Annotated in this window: 16 protein-coding genes; 10 read left to right on the top strand and 6 right to left on the bottom strand. The window is 61.2% G+C overall.

Features of this window, described 5'->3' with window-relative positions; genetic code table 11:
• Positions 1-79: 79 nt before the first annotated feature.
• Complete coding sequence (locus tag ACQUQP_RS19000) at positions 80-2,806, top strand: DUF2339 domain-containing protein (protein WP_432696601.1); 2,727 nt, start codon at positions 80-82, stop codon at positions 2,804-2,806.
• A gap of 52 nt (positions 2,807-2,858) precedes the next feature.
• On the opposite strand, the gene ACQUQP_RS19005 is transcribed toward ACQUQP_RS19000, so the two are convergent.
• Entirely contained in the window at positions 2,859-2,993 is a 135-nt protein-coding gene (locus ACQUQP_RS19005) for a hypothetical protein (protein ID WP_432696602.1), read from the bottom strand.
• Between the two features lie 214 nt (positions 2,994-3,207).
• On the opposite strand from ACQUQP_RS19005, the gene ACQUQP_RS19010 reads away from it, so the two are divergent.
• Positions 3,208-3,408 (top strand): hypothetical protein, encoded by a 201-nt coding sequence (locus ACQUQP_RS19010; protein ID WP_432696603.1) that lies wholly within the window; start codon positions 3,208-3,210, stop codon positions 3,406-3,408.
• 613 nt (positions 3,409-4,021) lie between these two features.
• Positions 4,022-4,354 (top strand): hypothetical protein, encoded by a 333-nt coding sequence (locus ACQUQP_RS19015; protein WP_432696604.1) that lies wholly within the window; start codon positions 4,022-4,024, stop codon positions 4,352-4,354.
• Positions 4,355-4,453: 99 nt separating this feature from the next.
• Here ACQUQP_RS19015 and ACQUQP_RS19020 read toward each other — a convergent pair whose 3' ends face one another.
• Both ACQUQP_RS19020 and pdxH read right to left on the bottom strand, forming a co-directional pair.
• Positions 4,454-4,921 carry an FKBP-type peptidyl-prolyl cis-trans isomerase gene (locus tag ACQUQP_RS19020; RefSeq protein WP_432696605.1) on the bottom strand — a complete coding sequence of 156 codons (468 nt, stop codon included), beginning with the start codon at positions 4,919-4,921 and terminating at the stop codon, positions 4,454-4,456.
• A 44-nt stretch (positions 4,922-4,965) separates the two neighbouring features.
• Positions 4,966-5,616: a pyridoxamine 5'-phosphate oxidase gene (gene pdxH, locus ACQUQP_RS19025; RefSeq protein WP_432696606.1), complete on the bottom strand. Its 651-nt coding sequence runs from the start codon at positions 5,614-5,616 to the stop codon at positions 4,966-4,968.
• A 104-nt stretch (positions 5,617-5,720) separates the two neighbouring features.
• On the opposite strand from pdxH, the gene ACQUQP_RS19030 reads away from it, so the two are divergent.
• From ACQUQP_RS19030 to ACQUQP_RS19045, 4 genes are read left to right on the top strand one after another with little or no spacing between them, the layout of a single operon-like run.
• Positions 5,721-6,371, top strand: a complete 651-nt coding sequence (locus ACQUQP_RS19030; protein WP_432696607.1) for a paraquat-inducible protein A — start codon at positions 5,721-5,723, stop codon at positions 6,369-6,371.
• Entirely contained in the window at positions 6,364-7,005 is a 642-nt protein-coding gene (locus tag ACQUQP_RS19035; protein WP_432696608.1) for a paraquat-inducible protein A, read from the top strand. The genes ACQUQP_RS19030 and ACQUQP_RS19035 overlap by 8 nt, the downstream gene beginning before the upstream one ends.
• Positions 6,989-9,661 (top strand): MlaD family protein, encoded by a 2,673-nt coding sequence (locus ACQUQP_RS19040; RefSeq protein ID WP_432696609.1) that lies wholly within the window; start codon positions 6,989-6,991, stop codon positions 9,659-9,661. The genes ACQUQP_RS19035 and ACQUQP_RS19040 overlap by 17 nt, the downstream gene beginning before the upstream one ends.
• Positions 9,661-10,350 (top strand): hypothetical protein, encoded by a 690-nt coding sequence (locus ACQUQP_RS19045; protein ID WP_432696610.1) that lies wholly within the window; start codon positions 9,661-9,663, stop codon positions 10,348-10,350. Before ACQUQP_RS19040 ends, ACQUQP_RS19045 begins: the two co-directional genes overlap by 1 nt.
• 23 nt (positions 10,351-10,373) lie before the next feature.
• On the opposite strand, the gene ACQUQP_RS19050 is transcribed toward ACQUQP_RS19045, so the two are convergent.
• Together ACQUQP_RS19050 and ACQUQP_RS19055 are read right to left on the bottom strand one after the other, a co-directional pair.
• Positions 10,374-11,408: a hypothetical protein gene (locus tag ACQUQP_RS19050; protein ID WP_432696611.1), complete on the bottom strand. Its 1,035-nt coding sequence runs from the start codon at positions 11,406-11,408 to the stop codon at positions 10,374-10,376.
• A gap of 5 nt (positions 11,409-11,413) precedes the next feature.
• Entirely contained in the window at positions 11,414-12,280 is an 867-nt protein-coding gene (locus ACQUQP_RS19055; protein WP_432696612.1) for an alpha/beta fold hydrolase, read from the bottom strand.
• A 164-nt stretch (positions 12,281-12,444) separates the two neighbouring features.
• On the opposite strand from ACQUQP_RS19055, the gene ACQUQP_RS19060 reads away from it, so the two are divergent.
• From ACQUQP_RS19060 to ACQUQP_RS19070, 3 genes are read left to right on the top strand one after another with little or no spacing between them, the layout of a single operon-like run.
• On the top strand, positions 12,445-13,716 hold the full coding sequence (locus ACQUQP_RS19060; protein ID WP_432696613.1) for an efflux RND transporter periplasmic adaptor subunit: 1,272 nt from the start codon (positions 12,445-12,447) through the stop codon (positions 13,714-13,716).
• Positions 13,717-13,731: 15 nt separating this feature from the next.
• The gene (locus tag ACQUQP_RS19065) at positions 13,732-16,899 is read left to right on the top strand and encodes an efflux RND transporter permease subunit (RefSeq protein ID WP_432696614.1); all 3,168 of its coding nucleotides are present in this window, start codon (positions 13,732-13,734) and stop codon (positions 16,897-16,899) included.
• Between the two features lie 19 nt (positions 16,900-16,918).
• Positions 16,919-18,289: a class II fumarate hydratase gene (locus tag ACQUQP_RS19070; RefSeq protein WP_432696615.1), complete on the top strand. Its 1,371-nt coding sequence runs from the start codon at positions 16,919-16,921 to the stop codon at positions 18,287-18,289.
• A gap of 10 nt (positions 18,290-18,299) precedes the next feature.
• Here ACQUQP_RS19070 and ACQUQP_RS19075 read toward each other — a convergent pair whose 3' ends face one another.
• On the bottom strand, positions 18,300-19,088 hold the full coding sequence (locus tag ACQUQP_RS19075; protein ID WP_432696616.1) for an HAD-IIB family hydrolase: 789 nt from the start codon (positions 19,086-19,088) through the stop codon (positions 18,300-18,302).
• Between the last annotated feature and the right edge of the window lie 51 nt (positions 19,089-19,139).

A 19,139-nucleotide genomic window follows, 5' to 3' on the forward strand; every position in this document is an offset into this window, starting at 1 on the left:
CTATACCCCTGCTCGCCACATGGGCAATAGTGAGTGCATCGATTATGCTTCAGACAACCGGGTTGAGGGAAATCAACACATGGCCGTGTTACTGATTTTACTGTTGCTGCTTCTGCTGGTTCTGCTGACCGGCGGCATCCTCGGCATGCTGGCGTTTAGCCGCCAAAACTCGCTGAATGAGCGGCTGAGGGAGATGGAAGCAGAGATCGAGCAGCTGCGCAGGCAGTTGATCCAGCCCTCAGGTCCGGAATCATCCACCCCCGCCGCACCTTCCGAACAACCGCCCCCGAAACCTGACATCCCTGAACCGCCCAGCCCTGAACAGATACCGCCCGCTCCACAGCCACCGCAACCGCAACCGCAACCGGAACCCATGGATGCCTGGGGCCGGGAACCCGGCAAAGTGGCCGCCGACGTTTCCGCCGCCACGGCATCCAGGCAGGAACAATCAGCCCCCTTGCCCGGTAGCACTGCGCGTTCCGATCTACTGGCTGAACATCTGCGCCGGCACTGGATGATCTGGCTCGGCGGCACCTGTGTCGGCCTGGCCGGTATCTTCATGGTGCGCTACTCCATCGAACAGGGCCTGCTGGGACCGGGAGGCCGCATCATCCTGTCGCTGCTGACCGGGGTTGTGTTACACGGTCTCGCCGAGTGGTTACGCCAGCGCCAGGGACAGAATGATGTCTTCGCCGCTCTGGCCGGTGGCGCCAGCATTGTGCTTTATGCTGCACTGCTGGCCAGCCTGCACCAACTCGATTATGTACCACCCGGGCTGGTCTTTGCCGCTATGGCGCTGGTCTCCGTCATCACCCTGGGACTGGCCCTGGTCCACGGCCCGCTGCTCGCCGCACTGGGTATGCTCGGTGGTTACCTGGTGCCGGTTCTGGTCGATACCGGTAGCCAGCAGATCGAGGGCGCGCTGATCTACTCGTTGATACTGACCATCTCGGTGCTGGTGTTGCTGCGCTATGTCTGGCGGCTATGGCTCTGGTGTGGTGTGGTCATCGGTGCCCTGGCCTGGTGGGGACTGAGCTGGCTGACACCGCCGGCCGATGAGGTTAGCCGCACGCTTTACCTGTTCGGCACCGGCTGGGCCCTGCTCGCGGCGCCGCGACTGGATTGGCTGCTGATTCAAAAAGACAAGGCGAAGACTGAGCATCATTATCTGCACAGATTTATCGCCGCCAGCGGCGATGAACATGCGCTGTTACTGGCACTGCTGCTGGTGTGCGCCGCGCAGAGTTTCGACCTGCTTACCCAGACGCTGAGCTTTACCTCAGTATGGAGCCAGCTGTTGCTGCCGCTACTGTTGTTGCACGCGGCCAGCCGTCGCGCGCTGCTGGCACCACTGCCCGGCCTGCTTTTGATGGGTCTGGCGGCTGCTCTGCTCGGTCAGTTCCTGCAGCTGGATATCCATGGCGTGACGCTGCGGGCACCCGGCGAGAGCGAACGGGATTATCTGATCGCACTGCTGGCACTACTCGGCCTGCTCGGTGCCGCCTTCGGCAGCTGGAACCTGAACCGCAAAGGCGCTGTCCCCGGCATCTGGTCCAGCACCGCCTGCCTGTCACCACTGTTGATGCTGGCACTGGCCTACCTGCTGCTGGCGGAACTCGATACGGAGTGGCGCTGGGGTGGCGCATCACTGGCGCTCGGCATCGGCTACCTGGCACTGGCGCGCCAGCTACGCGCCCAATCGGCGCCCTCGGCGGTGATTATTGCCCTGATCGCAAGCTCGCACCTGGCCTATTCACTGGCCGCGGTGATCTGGTTCGATGAAGCCACGCTGACACTCGCATTGGCCCTGCAGTTGATGTCGCTGGCCGCCATACAACAGCGCTGCCCGCAGCCACTGATCCCCTGGCTGATCCGGCTGGTGATTATCGCGGTCGGTTGCCGGCTGACACTGAACCCCTGGCTTGCCACCTACGCCAACGATACGCATTGGTCTCTATGGACCTATGGCGGCTCAACACTCAGCTGCTTCATCGCCGCTCAACTGAGCCAAAGCGATATCAAGCTGCGCGCCTGGTTGCAGGGTGCCGCCGCGACATTACTGGTGCTGACGCTGGGCACGGAACTGCGCTACTGGCTGTATGACGGCGAGATTTTCGGACACCGCTACAGCTTTACCGAAGCATCGATCAATACGCTGATCTGGGGCTGTGCCGGCCTCGTCTATTACTGGCGAGCCGGATTGAGTCAGGTTCTGGGCCGCCTGTACCGGTTTCTTGCCGCGGCACTCCTGCTGATGGCCACGCTGAATCATCTGCTGATCGTGCTGATGCGGGATAATCCTCTCTGGGGCGCTACGCCGATTGCGCCCACACCGATCTGGAATATGCTGTTGTTGGCCTACGGCGCGCCGGTGCTGCTATTGCTGGCGCTGGGGCGCTTTTACCGGCCAAGAGTTCGACCCTGGGCGATGCTGGGCGCCGGCCTGAGCCTGCTGCTGTTCGTATCACTGGAGATCAGGCACCTCTGGCAGGGAGCAGTGAGCCTGGCGCTGCCAACGGATAATCCAGAGCTCTATACCTATTCAGTGGTCTGGTTGCTGATGGCCGCCGCCGGTATGACCTGGGCTATTCGGCGTGACAGCCAACAGCTGTACCGCGCTGCCATGGCGCTGCTGTTTCTGGATATCCTGAAAATATTCGTCATCGATATGGAAGGGCTCGACGGGCTTCTGCGCGTCGCCTCCTTCATGGGATTGGGACTGGTTCTGCTGCTACTGGCCTGGATTCATCAACACTTGGGGCCAAGCACTACTAGAGAGGGCCAAAAACGAAACAGGCCCGCCTAAGCGAGCCTGTATTACGAGGGACAACCGACAGTACTTTTTACCGACAGTACTGTTACTTGTGGCTGTGCTCTTCGTTCATCAATTTGCGCACTTTTACAAACGCCCAGATCATAACCCCGGCCATTGCGACAACGCCGACTACGCTGGGGACAAGCACTTCAAGGCTGTAGGCATCAACACCAAACATAACAGTCACCCTTTCTTTCTGTATTAACGTTGAAGCTAGAATACTCCTCACCGCCCCCTGGTATATTGACCCAGCTCAAGCCACTCTTCTCTTGAAAAAAAAGGTCTTCTGTCCCATTACTGAAGTAGACAAGATGCAATAATCTGCCGGCTTGATAGAGTTTTATTATCTACAGTAAACGCAGAGCAGAGACCTGTTGATTAAGGAGAAGACCATGCCCACCAAAACTAAAATCTGGTCAGCTGAACAGCTCAAACAGATGAATGAGGAACGCTTCCTGGTCGAGATGCTGGATATGTTCCGCTACACCCCCGAGCTCAGCGAGAGTGACGCCGCCGTCAAGGAGATGCAGGAGCATCTGACACGGGTTGAAGATGCTCTGCGAGCCCGCCTGGCGGTCGCCAAAGAGAGCTGATCGACGCTCTACATCGAGGTATAACAGGGTTCGGATTCCCTCCCGCCGAGACCCTGTCATACCTGGATTTTACGATTATTGCCCCGCGCCACTCCCCGCTTTATCCCCTAAACCGACCCGCCGGCCCCGGAGCCTGGGCTCCCAGCCCCGCGTATTCTGTTTTCAGGTCTAAGACCGCCACCAGGTGCCCAGCGCCCCGCTGAGGTGTCTGTATCCAGAAACGTTGCTACCCGGCTATTTTCGAGCCCTTGTCCCGCGCCTGTTCCCACTCCGGCCTGCTGCTCCGGTTAACAACATCATTCACTCTCCTGCTCTCCTGCTCATTCTCCTTCCCCAACGGCCTCTTTCTATCGGCATTTTCAACAGCCGTTATTCACTTTCCGCTTACAGTCTTTCATTTTCTATTTTTTGATTGATCAAAAACCCAATAACTAGAAATCTAAATATAAAATCAAACATTCATAAAACAAATTATTATAAAAGAATTAATGAAAAATTTACTTATAAATCAATAGCTTAAAACCAAAACTCAAACCCTGAAAAACGCCTGGAGTAAAGTCAAAAAATCTCTTTAAAAACAATAGCTTATTTGGTTAAAAAAGCGACGATTTAGTTGCTCAAATCAAACATTGGCTATAGAATAATCAATATAAGATTAACGATTAATCAAAAAGAGGTTTTAAAGATGCAGGAAAGGGAGATTAAGCTGCTTTTCAAAGCTGGAGTGTTTGAGTCATGCCAGGCGATTCCGATTTCGATGTCCCGTGGATGGACATTGAAATTTGTAACTCGCGATAGCGAAGTCGTGACACTGAATCTTCAGCGCTCAAAAGGGGAACGTGAATTTAAAAGCCTGGATGGGGCCGCTGCGGTCGCACGGCGTATAGGCTTTGAATGGCTGAACGTGCAGATTGGCGATCTGAAATGGCGGGAAAAGGTATCCTGAGCCGCCGAGTTTCGGCAGCTCGGATAATCGGGGCTGAGAGTGCGAAGGAGATTCGCGGGTTAGGGCGGATCTACGCCAAGCCGGCGTCGACGCCCAGGTTCAGTTGCTGACAGACTTTTCAGCCAACTCCTGCTCCGTGGCCGGGCGTACCTCAACCACAACGACACTGAAGGCCAGGTCCATGCCCGCATAGGGGTGGTTCATGTCCAGCTCGACCTCGCGGGTATCAAGCGCCAGCACCCGGGCAAGTGCAGGCTTACCCGACTCATCACTAACCTGCACCAGGGCTCCCTTGCGCAGGCTTTTAACGCCGGCAAATGCCTCCCGTTCCACCCGCTCGATGCGGCTTTCGTCGCGCGGGCCGTAGGCCTGATCCGCGCTCACCTCGACGTTGAAACTGTCGCCGGCTTCGTGGCCTTCCAGTGCCGCTTCCAGTCCAGGCACGATCTGCCCCTGACCATGCAGATAGCTCAGTACCGGATCGTCATCGACCGGCGCCTCCAGGGTTTCTCCTGCCGGAGCCAGGTTGTAACGGAAGTAAACTGCACAGTCGCGGGTGATTTTCATCGTTCTCGTGTCCGATAGCCGGTATTAATTCGGGTGGTAAAGTCTCAGGGCTGCAGGCGACAGGTCTGCCACTTGCCATCTTCCAGGGCGTAGACAAAGCGGTCGTGCAGACGGTTTTCCCGCCCCTGCCAGAACTCGAAACGCTCCGGGATCAGGCGGTAACCGCCCCAGGTGTCCGGGCACGCAATCTTACCATCAGGGTTCTGTGCGCTCATCTCGCTGACCGCTTTTTCCAGTGTAGCGCGGCTGTCCACGGTCGAACTCTGGTGCGAAACCGCGGCGCTGAGCCGGCTGCCCAACGGGCGTTCATTGAAGTAACGCTCACCGAAGGCGTACTCAAGCTGTTCCACCGGTCCGCGAATACGCACCTGGCGATCCAGTCCGTACCAGTAGAACATCAGCTCCGCATAGGGGTTCTGCTCCAGGTGCTGGCCCTTTTCACTGCGAAAATCGGTAAACCAACAGAAGCCATGACTGTCGAAGTGCTTCAGCAGTACGATGCGTGCAGCGGGACGCCCCTCGCTATCGGCGGTGGCCAGCGTCATCGAGGTGGCATCATCGGGGTGTGCCTCGCGGGCCTTGTCGAGCCACAGCTGAAACTGTGCGAAGGGGTCGGCATTCAGGTCGGCCTGGTGCAGGCCTGTGGCCGCATATTCGCGTCTCAGTGCACTGATGTCGCTAATCTGGTTTGCCATTGGGCTCTCCTGTGGGAAACTTCGAAGGCGGTACTATATACGATACGAAAGCGGATGTTCTGCGCCCGATCATTTTGCGCGCAGTTTGCTTGAGCCGGAGCTGGATGAGTACCCTGAATCGCAACGATCACATCGCCTGCCACGAATGCGACCTGCTGCTGAGCCGACCTGTCATCAGCGGCGACGAGGTCGTTTACTGCCCCCGCTGCGGTTCCCGCCTGATCTCCAGTCACCCTAACAGCGTGGAACGCTCGCTGGCCCTGGCCCTGGCCGGACTGATCCTGCTGCTGCCGGCCAACCTGTTCCCGGTACTGACGCTGGAGGTGCTGGGCCGCCAGCAGGCGCAGACCATTTTTTCCAGCGCCATGGCGCTTTATGACGACAATCTGCCGGTGGTGGCGCTCTGTATTCTGCTGTTTGCGGCGCTGGTTCCACTGACCAAGTTTGTGCTGCTTACCTACCTGTCACTGGCGCTTCACCTGCAGAAACCCTGGCCGGGACTGGCACTGGCGATGCGTGGCTATCAACACCTGGATGAGTGGAGCATGCTGGAGGTCTACCTGATCGGCGTACTCGTCTCGGTGGTCAAGCTGGTGGATATCGCCGAGGTCCATCCCGGGCTGGGCCTGTATTCACTGGGCACACTGATCCTGGTGACCACCTTGAGTTCATCACAGCTGGATCCGGATCTTTTCTGGCATCAGATCGAAGCGCTGTCGGAAGACGTCACAAAGAAGGAGTTCGCCGATGAATAGCTGGCAGCACAGCGCGCTGGCGCAGGGTCTGATCCGTTGCCATGACTGCGGCGCTCTCTGGCCTCTGGCCAGGGAGGGCAGCCACTGCCCCCGTTGCCACGCGCCCCTGCACGCCCGTACGCCCGGCTCACTGAAGCGCACCTGGGCGCTGCTGCTCACCGCTACCTTTCTGCTGTTGCCGGCCAACCTGCTGCCGATCATGCGGGTGACCACGCTTGGGCGCGGCTCCCCGTCGACGATTTTCAGCGGGGTGATCGAGCTGGCCCAGCACGGTCTCTGGGGCATCGCCATCATAGTGCTCGCCGCCAGCATATTGATTCCCGTCGGCAAGATCATCGCCGTGGCCGTATTGCTGCTGGCGATTCAGCACGGCTGGACCACCAATATGCAGCAGAAAATGGTGATGTTCCGCATCGTCCACTGGATCGGTCGCTGGTCGATGCTGGATATCTTCGTCGTCGGTATACTCGTGGCCCTGGTACAGTTCGGCAATCTGGCGTACATCGACGGTCAGGCCGGCGCACTGGCCTTCGCCGGGGTCGTCATTTTCACCATGCTGGCGGCCGGGTCGCTGGATACCCGTCTCATCTGGGACCGCCATCTGCAGGAGAGCACGAGTGGATCAAAATCCTGAAACCACAGAATCCGGGGCAACCCGACCGAGAATCCGCCGTCACCGCGGTCCTTCGGCGGTCTGGATTCTGCCGTTACTTGCCGCGCTCATCGCTGGCTGGCTGGTATTCAAGAGCTATAACGAAGCCGGCGTGATGGTTGAAGTGGTGTTCAGCTCCGCGGAAGGCCTGGAAGAGAACAAGACCCAGGTGATCTATCGCGGCCTGCCCAGCGGTACCGTGCGCAGCCTGCGCCTGAACGAGGATCTGCAGAGCGTTACCGCCGAGATCGAGATTGCCGCCCATGCCGAATCCCTGCTGCGGGAAAACACCCGTTTCTGGCTGGTCAAACCACAGATATCCCTGTCCGGTGTGCGCGGCCTGGAAACCCTGGTTTCGGGCCACTACATCGGCATCCGGCCCGGCGATGGTGCCGAATCGAGCTATTTTATCGCCGACGACGAACCGCCCCCGGCGGAACGTGACAAGGAAGGACTCTACATCACCCTGTTCGCCGATTCGGTCAGCGCGGTTCGGCGTGGCTCACCGGTCTACTACCGTGATGTCAGTGTCGGCGAGGTGATCGATTACCGCCTCAGCGCCAACGATGACCAGATTCTGGTGGACCTGTTTATCGACGCCCGCTACACCCACCTGGTGAAGAAACACTCCCGTTTCTGGAACGCCCGCAGCCTGGAGATCAAGGGCAAACTGCCCGATATCGACGTGCGACTCGGCTCTCTGGCCACCATCATCGCCGGCGGTGTGCACTTTTATACCCCCGATCCGCAGAACAACCCGGTCGCCGAAGATGGCGACCAGTTCCGGCTGTTTGCCGATTACGAAGCCGCCGAAGACGGCATCCCGGTGAAGCTGACCTTCGCCGCCAACACCCAGCTGAGCCCCGGCACCGAGGTCAGAACCGGCGGCATCCGTATCGGCCGCGTGCGCGATATCAAGCTCACCGACGATTTCGACGCTCTCCACGCCGAGCTGCTCATCGACCCGCGCGCCCGTCCGCTGCTGCGCGCCGGCAGCCGTTTCTGGCTGGTGCAGCCAAGCCTCAGCTCCAGCGACCTGAGCCTGCAGCAGTTGCTGGCCGGGCAGTATATCGAGCTGGCACCGGGGCCCGGCAACGAAACCTTCAGTTTCAGAGCCCTGGACGAACCGCCCGCCAGGCCACCGGTCCAGCAGGGGCTGGAGCTGGAGCTGCTGGCCGATGAACTGGGCTCCATCAGCCGCGGCTCGCCGCTGCTTTACCGCCAGTTGCCGATCGGTGAAGTCAACGGCTACGAACTTACCGCCGATGGCCGTCAGGTGCTGATCCATGCGGTGGTGCGTGAGAAGTACCGCCAGCTGATTGGTGACAACACCCGCTTCTGGAACAGCAGCGGCATCCACTTCTCCGCTGATATCGACGCGGTAACGCTGGATACTGAAAGCGTGCAGACCCTGCTCCAGGGCGGCATCAGCCTGTTCAACCCGAACAATCAACCGGGCGGGCTGGAGCAGGCGCTGCCACGCTTCGCACTCTACCCCGACCGCGACAGCGCCAGTGATAATGGCCGCCTTGAGACCGCCGCCTCAGCCTCGCTGAAGCTGCTACTGGAAGCCGATCAGTTGGGTGCGCTGGGCATAGGCGCACCGGTGCTGTACCGCGGACTGGAGGTGGGCGAAGTAAGCCACTACCGGCTCGGAGACAACGGCGGCTCGGTGCAGATCGACCTGGCGATCGATCCGGCCCACCGCTCCCTGGTCAGCAGCGCCAGCCGCTTCTGGGTGGCCGGCGGCATTGAGGCCCGCGCCAGCCTGCAGGAGGGCGTAAAGGTCAATACCGGCACCCTGAAGCAGCTGGTCAAGGGCGGTATCGCGTTCGACACGCCGGACGGCGGCGAAGCGATCGCCTCCGGCACCCGTTTCACCCTGTACCCGGATCGGGATGCCTCTCGCGAGCGCTCGCTGCCGATCCAGATCAGTTTTGCCCCCGGAATCGAGCTGCCCGACGGTGCGGCGATACGCTACCGGGGCCAGCAGGTGGGCCGTATCGACAAGGTCCGCATCGTCAGCGAAGACGGCGCCAGGGTCGCCAGTGCCAGCCTGTTCGAAGAGGGGCGTTTCCTGGCGCGGGAAGGCAGCCGTTTCTGGATCAGCGAGCCGCAGATCCGCCTCAGCGGTATCGAAAACCCGGCCAATATTATCTTTGGCAACCATGTCGAGGTGCTGCCGGGCGATGGCCCCAGCAGCAGCGACTTTATCGCCCTGCGTGAAACACCCGCCTATCAACCCCGGGCGGGTTTAACCGTAGAACTTCACGCCAAGCGGCTCGGCTCCATCGCCATCGGCAGTCCGGTATTGTATCGCGAGGTACCGGTGGGCGAGATCACCGGTTACGAGATCAATCTGCGCGGCGATGGCGTCAAGGTCTATGCCCACATCAAGCCGGCCCATGCCACACTGGTACGCCGCTCCAGTCGTTTTTTCAACGACAGCGGGGTGCGCACCCGGGCCGGGCTGTTCAGCGGCCTGGAGGTCAAGGTCTCGAGCCTGGAGACCCTGGTGGGCGGCGGTATAGGATTTAGCACCGAGGACCTCGATGCGCCGACGGTACAGGAGCGCACGGCGTTCACCCTGTACGACGACGAGGCCACAGCCATGGATGAGACAGAAGGAAAGGACTGATGACCCGCCTGCTGGTTGTTGCACTGCTGCTGATACTTCAGGGATGTGCCACGGGAGAGAAGGCCAAGCCGTTTCAATTCAAGAGCCTGGCCAAGTCGGATATCGACATGGTCGCCGACCTGCACATCCACGCAGTGAATGAACGGGTGCGGGAGCTGACGATCAAGCTCTACAAGCGCAACCCGCGCGAGCTGAAAAAAGGCCCGCCCGGCATCACCGTCAGCCGCCGCCTGCAACTGCTGCTGGACTCCCCGCGCCTGATCAACCACCCGGAACTGGGCGGCAAATACGGCATCGACGCCATCCCGCTGGTGTTTGATCCCGAGTTCCGCGGCGACCGGGTATTCGCCCTGATGGTGGGAATCAGCGGCATGCTGCATGCGTCCTACAGCTACCGGGACGAGTTCTACCTGCTCAACGAAATCGACCAGCAGAAACTGTTCAACAGCGCGCGCAATCTGGAGGCGATCGACTGGCGCCTCAACAACCGACGCCAGCCCGATGGCCGCCTGTTCCTGCTGACCAACGGCATCGCCGCGAACGGGGTGCCGAACTACAGTTTCGAGCGGATTTTTGCGCAGTTGATCGGCTACCAGGACATGATGGCGAGGATCGTCTCCGACAAGACCAACCGGGCGATCAAATCGGTGGTGGTGGGTTTTGCCTCCACCACCCTGCTGCCGATCTGATCGTTAATTGGCCTTCGCAGCGGCTAGAGGCTGAACGCCACGCTGCCCTCGCGCGCCGGTGACACGGGCTCACCGGCGTTGATCAGGATGTCGGAGATCTTGTGGTTTTCGTTCAGATCCAGACAGATATCTACCTGACCCGGCAGTTCGGCCAGCATGGCGCGGGTCAGACGTTCGTAATGGGCAATAAAGCGCTGGATCTCGGACGGATTCATGATCCTCAGGTGTGAGGTGGGCTGCTGGGTATCGTAGATATAGCGCATCCGGTCTGCGAGCTTCTCCTCCTGCTGGGCGCGCCACTGGTAGACCGCCTGCATGCTCGGTACCTTCAGCATCAGCAGCAGATCGAGCTGCTCAAACAAGCGCTGGTAAGGCCCCGCCAGTTGTTCGTTGACATAACGCCGCCAGGTGCCATCCGGATCTTCATCCTGTTCCAGCTGATTGACCGCCTCTGCCAGCTCCTCCTCCGTCTGCGCCTGGGCGCCAACGCACCAGCCCTCGAAAACGATCACGTCCGCCGGCCCCAGCCACTCCTGCCAGACCGTGGGCGGGCAGCGATCGTCGATCGATTTGTCGAAGACCGGAATCTTGGTCAGTGTCTCGGCACCGGCGTTCACCAGCGACTGCAGCAGTTCTATGCCCAGCTCCACGTCGTGGGTACCGGGCACGCCCCGGGTCTTCATCAGCGGATGCACCTGGCGCGCCAGCTCCTCACGCTCGGCCCGGGTCTTGTACAGGTCGTCGATGGAAAAGCCGACCACCCGCAGGCCAAACCCCTCCTCCATGATCACTTCAAGCAGGTTGAACAGGGTTGACTTACCGGCCCCCTGGGCGCCGTTGATACCGATAACCAGCGGCTTGTCCTGCCCCCTCTGGCGCTCCACCAGCCAGGCGGCCAGGGGCACGTAAACATGCTCAAACAACTCCTTGAGGCCGATATCCACCTCAAGGGACTTCAGTGTCGGCGCAAACGCCTGTTCCACGGCCTGCAGCGCCTGACCGCGTTCTTCAGCAGTCAACGCAAGTTGCTCTCTGGGCCAGCGGGTGAGCAGACTCATCGGTTTTAATCCCCTGTAAACACCTGCGACTGGGTCGCGCGCAACCACTCCACCAGCAGGGCGATCTGTTGTTTCGACATCAGTGCCGGCGCATGGCCGATACCGGGCAGGGAGTGTACCTGCAAAGCGGGCTGTTTGGCTTGCATCTGCGACACCACCTCCGCCGTCAGCACATCGGAATCTGCGCCGTGCAGCAGCATCTGTGGACAACCGACCCTGTCCCACAACGGCCAGATATCCACATCGGCCTGCGCACTCAACTCGGCGTTACGGGCGATACCCGGATCGTAGTGCAGCCCCAGGCGACCGTCTTCACAGCGACGCTGGCCATGGGCGATCAGATGTTTCCACTGGTCGTCGCTGATATCGGCAAAGGCGGTGTACAGGGCACGCATCCAGGTTTCCATCTGCACCTCGTCATCGAAGCGATGATCGCCCAGGTAATCGCTGATGCGCTGCAACGCGGACTGAGGCACAAACGGCCCGATATCATTGAGTACCAGGCGCCGGATCGGAGTGTTCGGCTGGGCCGCCAGGCAGATGCCGATCAGGCCGCCCAGCGATGTGCCGATCCAGTCCACCTTCTCCGCTCCGATACGGGCGATCAGCACCACCATATCCTGAACATACTGGGGCAGACCGTAATCCCCGGGATCGGTCAGCCACTCGCTCTCGCCGCGGCCCGGCAGGTCGGGACAGATCACCCGGTAGTTGCGACTCAGTGCCAGTGCCAGGTCGTCGAAATCCCGGCTGTTGCGTGCCAGGCCATGAACACAGATCAGCACCCGCTCGTTACTGGCGCTGCCCCACTCCTGGTAACGCAGGCGATGAAACCCGGCGCTGTCCAGTGACAGTATCTCTCCACGACGCATGCCGACCTCCCCGGTGTTGTATTGATTGTTAGACAGGGTTAACTGTAAAGCTTTGCAAATCCAGCGGCAGATGTCGCGCCGAATCGATAGAATCAAACCATCCAATATAGCGTAGCGCGCTGATCCAGACCGCGCGCTGGACAGTATCAGACAGGGAAATGTACATGTCCGCCAAAAGCTTTATACAACGGCACCTGAAATGGTTACTGCCGATCCTGATTATTCTCCTAGCGGTGTTCAGTTTCCGCGTGCTCAAGGCCACCCGCCCCCAGGCCCCGGCACAGCCGATCAGCGAACGCAGCTGGAGTGTTCATGCGGTTAGCGTCACGCCGGAAGAGCTGCAGCCGCAGGTGACGCTCTATGGCGCGGTGGAAACCCCACAGATGGCGACGCTGAGCGCCGCAGTGGAGGCGGACGTGATCGCGATTAGCGCGCTGGAGGGGGAGCAGGTGGACGCTGGCACCCCGCTGCTGCGCCTCGACCCGCGCGATGTGGAGATCAGCATCCGCCAGCTGCAGGCACAGCTCGACAGCGCCAGCGCCCAGGTTGAAGCGGAGAAGGTGCGCCACCGCAGCGATCTGACCGACCTGGAGCTGCAGCAGGAGCTGGTGGCTCTGAAAGAGCAGGATCTTCAGCGCTACAACAACCTGGTCGGCCGTAACCTGGTCAGCCAGCAGCAGATCGACAGTGCGCAGACCGCGCTGCAGCAGCAGCGTTTGAACCTCAACAGCCTGCGCGCAGCGATCGCTGATCATCCGCACCGGCTGGCGCAGCTGAATGCGGAAAAAGCGCGCCTGCAAGCCTCGCTGGAAAGCCTGCAGCTGGACCTGGATCGCACCCAAATCAAGGCACCCTATGCCGCCCGTGTTGCCGCAGTCCATGTTGCCCGCGGCGATCGCGTACGCAACGGCGATGCCCTGATCGACCTGTATGACCTGGAGCAGCTTGAAGTGCGCGCCCAGATTCCTGAGCGGCTGCTCAGTCAGCTGCGCCCGTTCATCCGCGCCACGGACAGGCAGGTGATCGCCCACACCCGCCTGGATGGAGAACCCCTGAAATTACGGCTCGACCGCCTCGGCGCCACCGTCTCCTCCGGCAAGGCCGGCGTCGATGCCCTGTTCCGCTTTATCGACCCGGGGCTGATACCCGAGCCTGGCCGCTCGCTGAGCCTGGAACTCTCGCTGCCGCCCCAGCCCGACCTTATCGCCCTGCCACCCACCGCTCTCTATGGCACGGACCGGGTCTACAGGGTGGTGGAGTCACGGCTTGAGCCGGTGCAGGTTCAGCGTGTCGGCCAGCTGACCCGCAGTGACGGCGCAGACCGCATCCTGGTGAAATCCGACAGCCTCAGGGCCGGGGAGCAGGTGATCACCACCCAGCTACCCAACGCCATCGCCGGTCTGCTGGTCCAGGTGACCGAAAAAGCCGCGGAATAATCCAGGGAGTCGAGCATGCAGCAGCAACCAGCCAGCGGCCATGGATTTTTATCCGGCCTGATCACCCTGTTCACCACGCACAGGGTCGCCGCCAACCTGTTGATGGCGCTGATGATCATCGCCGGCCTGTTCAGTATCAAGAAACTGAACGTGCAGTTTTTCCCCACCTTCGAACTCGATGTGCTGACCGTGCAGGTCAGCTGGCGCGGCTCCACCGCCGAGGACGTGGAACGTTCGATCCTGCTGCCGCTGGAGGAGGAGCTGCGCTCCCTCGATGGCATCGACCAGATCATCTCCACCGCCCGCGATGGCGTGGCATCCGTGCGCATCGAACTCACCGAAGATACCGATGTGGACTACGCCCTGTCCGAGGCCAAGCAGAAGGTGGATGCGGTGCGCGGCGACCTGCCGGATGATGTGGACGAGCCGCTGGTGCAGCGCGTTACCCGCTACGACAGTATTGCCGACCTGATTATCACCAGCGACCGCGCCAGCCTTGAGGAGTTGCGCACACTGGCGCGCCAGTACGAGCAGGAGCTGCTCGCCAGCGGTATCCGCAAGATCGATTTCGTCGGCCTGCCGGACCAGGAGCTGGCGATCCAGCTGTCGCCGGAGGAGCTGTCACGGCTCGGTATGACCTTCGACGAGGTGGTCGCCAACATCCAGCAGCGCAGTATCGACCTGCCGGCCGGCACCGCAGCCCAGAACGACGGCTCGCGCCAGCTGCGCAGCCTCGGCCAGCAGCGCGACGTGCGCGGTTTCGAGCAGCTGCCGTTGCTCGCTGCCGACGAAGGCCAGCTGCTGCGCCTGGGCGATATCGCCCTGATCGAGCGCCGTGCGGCGGATGACCAGGTGCTGCTCAGCTATCAGGGACAGCCCGCCATACTACTGGAGCTCAAGCGCACCGAAAATGACGACAGCCTGGTGGGCGCACGGATTTTCAACCAGTGGCTCGAAGCGACCCGCCCGACACTGTCCCAGGGGGTCGAACTGATCCCTTACCAGGAGCGCTGGCAGCTGATCCAGGACCGTATCGACCTGCTGTTGAAAAACGGCCTCAGCGGGCTGGTGCTGGTGGTCGCCATCCTGTTCCTGTTTTTGAACGGCCGCGTGGCGCTCTGGGTCACCGTGGGCATCCCGGTCTCGTTCATGGCCACACTGGCGATTCTTTATGCCATCGGCGGCACCATCAATATGATCTCCCTGTTTGGCCTGATCATGGCGCTGGGGATTATCGTCGATGACGCCATCGTCGTCGGCGAGGACACCCTGACCCACGCGCAGATGGGCGAGGCGTCGCGCCGGGCCGCCATCGGTGGTGCCCTGCGCATGAAGGCACCGGTTATCGCCTCGTCGATGACCACCATCGCCGCGTTTCTGCCGCTGCTGCTCGTCGGCGGCATCATCGGCAATATCATGGGAGACATCCCCACGGTGGTGATCTGCGTGATCCTCGCCTCGCTGGTGGAGTGTTTTCTGGTCCTGCCCGGCCACCTCTACCATTCCCTGCACCGCACCGATGCGGTCCACCCAAGCCGGCTGCGCGAGCGGCTGGACGCTGGCTTTAACCATTTCCGCGACCAGATGTTCAGGCCTTTTGTGGAGCGGGCGATCCGCTTCCGCTGGACCGCCATCGCCCTGGCGATCGGCCTGCTGATCATCAGTATCGGTCTGGTGGCGGGCGGACGGCTCAAATTCACCTTTTTCCCGTCGGTGGAGCAGGACACGCTTAACGCCAACGTCCAGTTCGCCGCCGGCAGCGATATCAGCCAGGTGCGAAACTTTATCGAACACCTGCGCACCAGCCTCGACGAGACCGACCAGGCCCTCGGCGGCGACCAGGTCAAGATGAGCCTGGCGCGACTGCGCACCGCCAGTTTCAGCCGCGCCGGCGCCGGCAACTCCAGCGGCGATGAGTTCGGTGTACTGTCGGTGGAGCTCTACCCGTCGGATGATCGCGGCATGACCACCTCCGGCTTCATCCGCGAGTGGCGCGAGCGTATCCGCTTACCGGCCGGTATCGAGCGTTTTTCCATCGATGTCAGTCAGGGCGGGCCGCCCGGCAAACCGATCGAGGTAAAACTCACCGGGCCCGACCTGAACGCCCTCAAGTCCGCCTCGTTGCAGCTGCAACGGGACCTGAAGGGGTACAGCGGTCTCTATAACGTGGATGACGACCTGCCCTTTGGCACCTCGCAGCTGATCTACAGCCTGACGCCGGCCGGCGAGGCAGCGGGGCTGAGCCTGCAGCAGGTGGGACGCCAGCTGCGCTCCGCCTTCGACGGCGCGGAGGTGCAGACCTTTTACGAGGGACAGGATCAGATCGAGGTGCGGGTCATGCTGCCGGACCGGGTGCGCAAACGCCTGGGTACCCTGGAGCAGTTGCCCATCGTGCTGCCGGACGGCAGCGTGACACCGCTGACCAACGTGGTCGATTTTACGGCGCGCCGCGGCTTCGACAGTCTGCAGCGTATCGACGGCCAACTGGCGATCAATGTCTCCGCCGACCTGAACGAAAACCAGACCAACGCCAACGAGGTGATTGAATCCCTGCGCCAGGAGGTGATTCCCGGGCTGAGCGCAGAATACGGAGTGTCCGCCAGCTTCGAGGGCAAAAACCGCGATCAGCGTGAAACCCTGGCCGACATGCAGCTCGGCCTGGTCATCGCCCTGGCGCTGATCTACATCATCCTCGCCTGGGTATTCGCCTCCTACAGCTGGCCTTTGACAGTGATGCTGGCGATTCCGCTGGGGATCACCGGCGCCCTGCTAGGCCACTTCATCACCGGGCAGACACTGACGGTGCTATCGCTGTTCGGGGTGTTTGGCCTGTCCGGTATCGTCATCAACGACTCGATCGTGCTGGTGACCTTCTACAAGCAGCTGCGGGCTCAGGGGCTGGACGTCCATGACGCCGTGGTGGAAGCGGCCTGTCAGCGTCTGCGCGCGGTGCTGCTGACCTCGCTGACCACCATCGGCGGCCTGACACCGATCCTGTTCGAAACCTCGCTGCAGGCGCAGTTCCTGATCCCGATGGCCACCTCCATCGTGTTCGGTCTGGCCTACGGCACCCTGTTGATTCTGGTTGTGGTTCCCTCAATGTTAACCATACTGGAAGGAGCCCGTGAGCGCCTGGGATTGCGCCCCCGCGAGGAGCACGAGGCGGTCACGGCACCCGAGTAGCAACCACACGGGAGGATGTATGACACGCAAAGAACACGACAGCCTGGGTACGGTCGAGGTACCTGAGGACGCACTTTACGGCGCCCAGACCCAGAGGGCGGTGGATAACTTCCACATCAGCGACCGACGCATGCCTCCTGCGTTCATCAAAGCCCTCGCCCAGATCAAATCTGCCTGTGCGCAGACCAATGCCGAGCTGGGCCTGCTTGAAGCCGAGCACAGCGCCGCGATCAGCGCCGCCTGCCAGCGGATCATCGACGGCGAGTTTCACGACCAGTTCCCGGTGGATGTGTTTCAGACCGGTTCCGGTACCAGCAGCAACATGAACATGAACGAGGTCCTATCGCACCTGATTGAGAAGGACGCGAACCTCAAGCTGCACCCCAACGATCACATCAACATGAGCCAGAGCTCCAACGATGTGATCCCCACGGCGCTGCATCTGAGCGCGCTGAGTGAGCTGCACCTGACGCTGCTGCCGGCGCTGCGCCACCTCAGCGATACGATCGATCACAAAAGCGATGACCTGAACAAGCGGGTCAAAACCGGCCGCACCCACCTGATGGACGCCATGCCGGTGACGATGGGACAGGAGCTCAGCGGCTGGCAGCAGCAGATCGATACCTCGCTGGAGCGGCTGGAGCAGACCTCACCGCGTCTCGCCGAGCTGGCCCAGGGCGGCACCGCCGTGGGCACCGGCATCAACTCCCCGGCGGAGTTTCCCGCCCGGTTCTGCCGCAATCTCAGCGCCATTACCGGTATGACCCTGTCACCGGCCCGCAACCGCTTCACTGCCCTGTCGAGCCAGGATACGGCGCTGGAACTTTCCGCGGGCCTGCGCACCTGCGCCACTTCGCTGATCAAGATCGCCGATGACCTGCGCTGGATGAACTCCGGCCCGCTGGCCGGCATCGGCGAAATCGAGCTGCAGGCGCTGCAGCCCGGCTCCTCGATCATGCCCGGCAAGGTCAACCCGGTGATTCCGGAAGCGGTGCTGATGACCTGCATGCAGGTGTGCGGTAACGACACCACCGTGGCGCTAAGCGCCCAGCGCAGCAACTTCCAGCTTAACGTGATGCTGCCGGTGATCGCCTACAACCTGCTGGACAGCCTCGTCCTGCTGGCCAATGCGGCCGTCAGCCTGGCGGACAAGGCGATCAGCAGCTTCAAGGTGCGCGAGGATGTGATCAACGCGGCTCTGTCGCGCAACCCGATACTGGTCACGGCGCTGAACCGGGTCATCGGTTACGAAAAGGCCGCGGCCCTGGCCAAACAGGCCTACGCCGAAGGGCGGCCGATCATCGATGTGGTGGAGCAGGAAACCGACCTGAGCCGGGAGGAGCTGGAACAGATGCTGGACCCGGCTCAGTTGACCGGGCCTTCAGAGTAACATTAACTTTTCAGTGGGCGCGGGCGGCCAGCAGCCGCTCGCCCAGCTCCACAAACCCCGCCCCCATCGGCCGGCTGAGCACCTCCAACGGCCGGTGCTGCATATACGCCAGGGCCCTGGCGATATTGGCCACGCCAAAGGTACAGCTGAGCCCCTCGAACAGGGTTTCGTCATTGGCGGAATCGCCCACAAACGCCACCTGTTCCTGCAGCGGTGTACCACTGAGTCCATAGAGGTCTTCGAGCAGTCGGACCGCCATGGCGTATTTGCTGAAACTGCCGCGCCAGGCGTTGATATGGATCGAGCTGGCCCGGGCATTGATACCGCGCCGGTGCAGGCGTTCGATAATGTCGGCCACCTGTTGCTGATCGAGCCGGCCATCCTGACCGATATCGATCGCCACATCGGCCAGCCGGTAGGGCTGATCCGCCGCCAGAGCCAGTCCCGGAAATTCAGGCAGAATCAGCGATTCAACGACAGTTTTCACCTCCGCCTGATCGGCACGCATCTGCGCCTGCGGCGTCCAGTCACTGCGTTCAAACCCGTTGTCGGTACGGCGCATATAAAACGCGCCGTTCTCACCAATCACAGCGCTAACCGGCCAGGCCCGGGCCATATGGTCACACCAGCCGGCACAGGCGCCGGTGATCGGAATCACCTTGATACCCGCCTCCTCCAGCCGATAGATCATCGCCAGGGTATCGGGCAGGAGGCGGCCGCTGCTGGTCAGCGTATCGTCCACATCGCTGAGCAGCACGCTTATCCGCGACAGACGCTGCGAATCAAAATTTGTCGCCAACAGGCTCACCTTCGGTTGTTGGAAAGATTAATCACCGGGACTCTTACACTG

This window comes from Marinobacterium sp. YM272, from assembly GCF_050908845.1.
Classification (GTDB): Bacteria; Pseudomonadota; Gammaproteobacteria; order Pseudomonadales; family Balneatricaceae; genus Marinobacterium_D.